2 protein-coding genes are annotated in these 1,392 nt (G+C 49.5%); both read right to left on the reverse strand.

Translation table 11 applies throughout. The features are described from left to right. A partial coding sequence (locus tag WM40_RS29355) for a gamma-glutamyl-gamma-aminobutyrate hydrolase family protein (protein ID WP_201779193.1) occupies positions 1–527 on the reverse strand: 527 nt, incomplete at its 3' end. 2 nt (positions 528–529) lie between these two features. Then, complete coding sequence (locus WM40_RS26950) at positions 530–1,345, reverse strand: fatty acid desaturase (protein ID WP_157793832.1); 816 nt, start codon at positions 1,343–1,345, stop codon at positions 530–532. Between the last annotated feature and the right edge of the window lie 47 nt (positions 1,346–1,392).

Here is a 1,392-nt window from a genome sequence, read left to right on the forward strand (position 1 = left end):
GTATGCGTGGGAAGATATTGTTGGTCGCGAGGGACGTCAGATGGCTCACTGTGTGAAACACTTTGACTAAACACGGATAAATCGGAATGCAGATTGCCGCCGCAGTGAACACTCATTTCCTGCAATCCACGGCAGATCCCAAGAATCGGCATATCAAATTCGATCGCAACTGACAACGCGACACTCGAAAGCCGATCCCTGGGTCGATCCCGCTTGCCGGGAATAACGTCGTCGACGGAGCGATGCCAGGCTAGTTCGTTGTCGAAGATATCCGGGTCAAGATCTGATTCGTCACCAGTCAGTACGAGGCCGTCAAGGCGTCGCATCACCTCGCGAAATTTTCTTAGGGTGCCATCTCTGGACAGGTCACCGTCAATAGTAGGGAGGATCACGCACTCAACGGACGAGTAACGTTCTAGAGCCTCAATATAACGCCGACGTAACCAATCACGGTGAACACCATCATGCAGATGCCGATTTGCCGACACCCCTACTACAGCCAGGGACGCATCAAAATATTCTTTCATCACTACGCTTGCTCCGGAGTGCCAGGCGACGCGCGTTGCGCGTCGTAGAGACGCTTATTGCGATCGAGCAATTGGCTGATCACACTGGGTTGCCCATGAGGGCCGGATACAAACAAACCGCCCCAAGACTTTGCAATCTCGGCATAGTGCGGGTCCCGCATACGGATTTCTTGCGCTCGCTTTAGAAGCCAAAACGGTACACCGGGCGAAAGATGGTGCTCCAAATGGTACTCGTCAAAATTCACACCAAAGAGTAGCCGTTCTATCAAATTGCCTTTTCTATTCCGAGTAAGATAGATGTTTTGCTTCTCTGTCTCACACATTGGAGAGTGTTCTGCGATTTCAGTAAACCAACCTAGTATCTGAAAAGCGGTCAAATAAGGAATCAACCAGAACAGAAGCAGTAGGTGCACGTTACCACTCATTACGAAGCCCCCTGTGACGATCGCCCAGAAAGCGAAAAAAGCATAGGTGTCGATAAGGGCACCACGTTTATTGACGCCCTTGTGTTGTTTCTTCAGAATGAAAAAGCGGTTGTGCCATAGGTATTTCAAATAGTTCAGTGTGGCTCCGCCCAACATAGCTTTCCAGATAATAGAAAACCTATACGCGCGGGGATCTCGAATCTCATAAACACCCGAAGCAATAAAGAATTGTAGATCTGGATCTTTTTCGGGATCCCCCAAATGCGGATGGTGGAGATGCACATGAGAAACACGATAGGCCCAATGTCGCTGAAAAATTGGGTATGCTGCAAAACGTTGTGCCCAGAAAGTGGTTCCACCACGTATTTTTCGCGAGTATTCGATGTGCAGCATCGTGTGAGATAGTTGTAAGTCCTCGCTGATGTGCGCCAATCATCAGC

Source organism: Robbsia andropogonis (assembly GCF_000970345.1).
Lineage (GTDB): Bacteria > Pseudomonadota > Gammaproteobacteria > Burkholderiales > Burkholderiaceae > Robbsia > Robbsia andropogonis.